Here is a 4,492-nt window from a genome sequence, read left to right as displayed (position 1 = left end):
CCAGGGTGTCGAAGTGGAGTGGACCAAGATCCTGCCTCCCGGCCGGACCATCCCCCTGCCGACCTACGCCTTCCAACACCAACGCTTCTGGCCGGCGGCGGGCGCGGGCCGTTCCGGTGATGTGTCGCGGTGGGGTGTGCTGGGCGCGTCTCATCCGTTGCTGGCGGTGGGGGTGGAGCTGGCGGAGTCCGGAGGAGTGGTGTTCACCGGGCGGCTGTCGGTCCGGTCGCAGGCATGGCTTGCCGATCACGCGGTGCTGGGGTCGGTGCTGCTGCCGGGCACCGCGTTCGTGGAGCTGGCGGTGCGTGCGGGTGATCAGCTGGGTTGTGAGGTGCTGCGGGAGTTGACCTTGCGGACCCCGCTGGTACTGCCCGCGCAGGGCGGCGTGGTCGTGCAGGTCACGGTGGCGGGTGCCGATGAACGGGGCGAGCACGCGGTGAGCGTGCACGCCCGAGCGGACACGGCACCGGAGCAGGAGTGGACGTTGCACGCCACCGGAGTCCTCGCCGCCGACGGCAGTGCCGGCACGGTTGAGCCCCGGGTGCCGTCTGTGGTGGGTGCGGAGCAGCTGGTGGGCGCCGCTGAGGTGGCGTCGTTCTACGAGCAGGCGGCTGCTTCCGGGTACGCGTACGGGCCGGCCTTCCGCGGGGTGCGGGGGATCTGGCGCGCGGGTGAAGCGATGCTGGTGGAGGCCGGTCTGCCCGAGGGCCCGGTGGCGGGCGAGGGGTTCGCGATGCATCCGGCGCTTCTGGACGCCGTGCTGCACGCCGTTCGCCTGGGTGGCTGGTTCTCCGATGACGTGCCGCAGTTGCCGTTCGCGTGGTCGGGGGTTCGGCTGCACGCCACCGGAGCGCGCGAGGTGCGGGCCCGTATCACCCCCGTCGGCCCGGACGCGGTGATGTTGCAGGTGGCCGATCTCGCGGGGCAGCCGGTGATCACCGTGGACTCGCTGGTGTTGCGCCCGGTCCGGGCCGACCAACTGCCCGCGAGTACCGCGGTGACCGGGGCAGGGCTCTATCGCCTGCGCTGGCCCGAAGTCGCCGTCCCCACCCCACACCCGACGGGGGAGTGGGCCGTCCTGGGCGACCCTGACCCTGCGCTCGCCGGCAGCGGGATCACGGTGCGGTCATGGCGGACGGTGACGGAGCTGGCAGACGCCGTGGCCGCCGGGGGGAGCCCCGTTCCCGTGGTGACGGTGCTGCCCCTGGACCCCGCACCGGGCGACGACGCCGTCGACTTCGTACAGGGTGTGCTGAGCGCGGTGCGTGAGTGGTTCGACCGCGACTGCTGGGGGACGGGACGGCTGCTGGTGCTGACCCGTGGTGCGATCGCCGCAGACCCCGGTGACGATGTCGAGAGCCCGACTGCCGCCGGGGCGTGGGGCCTGGTGCGCTCCGCCCAGCAGGAACACCAGGATGATCGATTGGTGCTGGTCGACGCCGATCGGTACTCCCTGCATCTGCTCCCCGCCACGGCGGCCGTGGTGGGGGAACCGCAGGTGGCGCTGCGTCGGCACACCGTACGGGCCGCCCGACTGGTCACGACGGAACGTGCGCTGACGCCCCCCACGCCTCCCGAGGTGGTCGCGCCCGACCCGGGGGGTCCGGCAGAGCCGCCGGCGAACGCCGCCCCCAGTCCCGCCTGGCGTCTGGACGTTGCAAGGAAGGGGACCCTGGACACCGTCACGCTCGCCCCTCACCCCCACGCCTACGACCCCCTCGAACCCGGCCACATCCGTGTGCATGTGCAGGCCACCGGGATCAACTTCCGGGACGTGGTCGTCTCCCTCGGTCTCGTTCCGCATCTCGAAGGCGTGGGCATCGAGATGGCGGGCGTGGTGACCGAGATCGGCCCGGGTGTGGCGGGCGTGGGCGTCGGGGACCGGGTCATGGGAGTGGTGCCGGACGGTGCCGGCTCCTTGGTGGTGACCGATGTGCGGTGGGTGGTCCGGGTGCCGGCGGGGTGGTCGTGGGAGGCGGCGGCCGGGGTGCCGGTGGTGTTCCTGACGGCGTGGTACGGGCTGGTGGTGCTGGGCCGGGTGCAGGCCGGCGAGTCCGTGTTGGTGCACGCCGCCGCCGGTGGAGTCGGGCTGGCGGCCGTGCAGATCGCGCAGTGGCTGGGCGCACGGGTCCTGGGAACTGCCAGTGACGGCAAACGGGACGTGGTGCGGGAACGGGGAGTGGCCGACGGGGATGTCTTCTCGTCGCGATCCCTGGATTTCGAGGAGGGGGTGCTGGCCGCGACGCACGGCCGCGGGGTGGACGTGGTCCTGAACTCGCTGGCGGGACCGTTCGCGGATGCGTCCTTGCGGTTGGCACGCGCCGGGGCCGGGGGCCGGTTCGTGGAGATGGGCAAGACCGACATCCGGGACGCCGAGCAGGTCGCCTCGTCCTATCCGGGCGTGTGGTACCGCGCGTTCGATCTGATGGAGCTGGACCCGGACCTGGTGCAGGAGATGCTGTCCGGGCTGGTCGAACTGTTCGAGCGGGGCGTGCTGCGGCCGTTGCCGACCACGGTGTGGGATGTGCGGCGCGCACCGGAGGCGTTGCGGTATGTGAGCCAGGCCCGGCAGGTGGGCAAGGTGGTGCTGCGGACGTCCCGCACGCTGAATCCCGAAGGCACCGCGGTGGTGACCGGCGGCACCGGGACGCTGGGCGCGATCACGGCACGCCATCTGGTGACCGCGCACGGGGTGCGGCATCTGCTGCTGCTCAGCCGTCGCGGCCCCGACGCTCCCGGTGCTCCGGAACTCGTCGCCGATCTCACGGCGCTGGGCGCCCACGTGAACGTCGTGGCATGCGACGTGGCCGACCGGACGGCGCTGGCCGCAACCCTGCACGGGGTCCCGGCCGAGCACGCCGTGACCGCTGTGGTGCACACCGCGGGAGTGCTCGAAGACGGACTGCTTGCGACGCTGAGCAGCGAGCAGGTGCGCCGGGTGCTGGTGACCAAGGCGGTCGCGGCGTGGCATCTGCACGAACTCACCCGGGACATGGACGTGGCCGCGTTCTTGCTGTTCTCGTCCGCGGTGGCGACGTTCGGCAACACCGGCCAGGGCAACTACTCGGCCGCCAACGCGATGCTGGACGCGTTGGCCCAACATCGTCAGCTGCGCGGGTTGCCTGCCGTTTCGTTGGGGTGGGGCCTGTGGGAGCAGAGCAGCGGCATGACCGCGGGCATGACCGATGCCGATCGTGCCCGGATGGCCGGCGCCGGTATGCGCCCCCTGGCCACCGACCAGGCGTTGGCCCTCCTCGACCAGGCACTGGCTGCACCGCTCCCGCACGTCCTGCCGCTGCCCACACCCGTTCCCGACGCTGACGTTCCGGTGCCGGCGCTGCTGCGCGACCTGATCCGCACCCCACAGCAACGCCCCACGGCCGCCACCGCCACCACCGACGAGAGCAGCCAGGTCGGGTTGCCCGAGCGACTCGCCGCCCTGACCCCCACGGAACAGCACACCTTGCTGCTCACCCTGGTCACCACCCAGGCCGCCACCGTCCTGGGCCACACCACCACCCTCGACGCTCAACGTCCCTTCAAGGATCTCGGCTTCGACTCCCTCACCGCCGTCGAACTCCGCAACCGCCTCGCCACCGCCACCGCTCTCCCCCTGCCCGCCACCCTCGTCTTCCGCTATCCGACACCGGCTCTCCTGACGGATTACCTGCTCGGAGAGCTGGTGGTCGATCGCGATGTGGCTGTGGTGGAGGAGTTCGGCCGGTGGGAGTCGTCCCTGTCGGACGTGGAATTGCGAGACGAAGCTCGCGTGGATTTGTCGAGACAGTTGCGACGCGTCCTCTTGCGGTTGGAGACGGGTGAGGAGAACGGGGAATCGCTGTCGGCTTCGGACGAGGAACTGTTCTCCTCGATCGACCGGGAGCTCGGCATAGGTTGAGCTTTCTGCTGGCGTGTTCATCTCGATGCAAGGGGGAGTGTGTGCCATGGCCGGGGTCGAACAGAAGCTCCGTGACTATTTGCAGCTGGTGACCGCGGACTTGCGGGAGACACGTCAGCGTTTGGAGTCCGCGCAGGCCGCGGCATCGGAGCCCCTTGCGATCGTGGGGATGGCATGTCGCTTCCCGGGCGGTGTGTCGTCGGCGGAAGAACTGTGGGAGCTGGTCGTCGAGGGACGTGACGCGATCGGCGGATTCCCGCTGGATCGGGGCTGGGACCTCGACGACATATACGACCCCGATCCGGATGCGGTGGGGAAGTCCTATACGCGACGGGGCGGGTTCCTTTACGACGCCGGTGATTTCGACGCGGGATTCTTCGGTATTTCCCCGCGGGAGGCATTGGCGATGGACCCCCAGCAGCGGTTGCTGCTGGAGACTTCCTGGGAGGCCGTCGAGCACGCGGGCATCGACCCGACCTCGCTGCGCGGCGAGCAGATAGGAGTGTTCAGCGGGGCCATATCCCAGGAATACGCCACCCTGGCGAGTGGGGCACAAGAGGAGCTGCGCGGACATCTGCTGACCGGGAACACCTT

2 protein-coding genes are annotated in these 4,492 nt (G+C 70.6%); both read left to right on the top strand.

What is annotated here, in order from left to right:
- Window positions 1–13 precede the first annotated feature (13 nt).
- Window positions 14–3,898, top strand: coding sequence for an SDR family NAD(P)-dependent oxidoreductase (locus NQO67_RS43360; RefSeq protein WP_255956168.1), 3,885 nt, complete (start codon window positions 14–16; stop codon window positions 3,896–3,898).
- 13 nt (window positions 3,899–3,911) lie between these two features.
- A partial coding sequence (locus NQO67_RS43355; protein WP_445195122.1) for a beta-ketoacyl synthase N-terminal-like domain-containing protein occupies window positions 3,912–4,492 on the top strand: 581 nt, incomplete at its 3' end.

This window comes from Streptomyces odontomachi (genome assembly GCF_024435355.1).
Taxonomy (GTDB): Bacteria; Actinomycetota; Actinomycetes; order Streptomycetales; family Streptomycetaceae; genus Streptomyces; species Streptomyces odontomachi.
The sequence above is the reverse complement of the archived record's forward strand: the minus strand, read 5'-3'. Positions and strand labels throughout refer to the sequence as shown.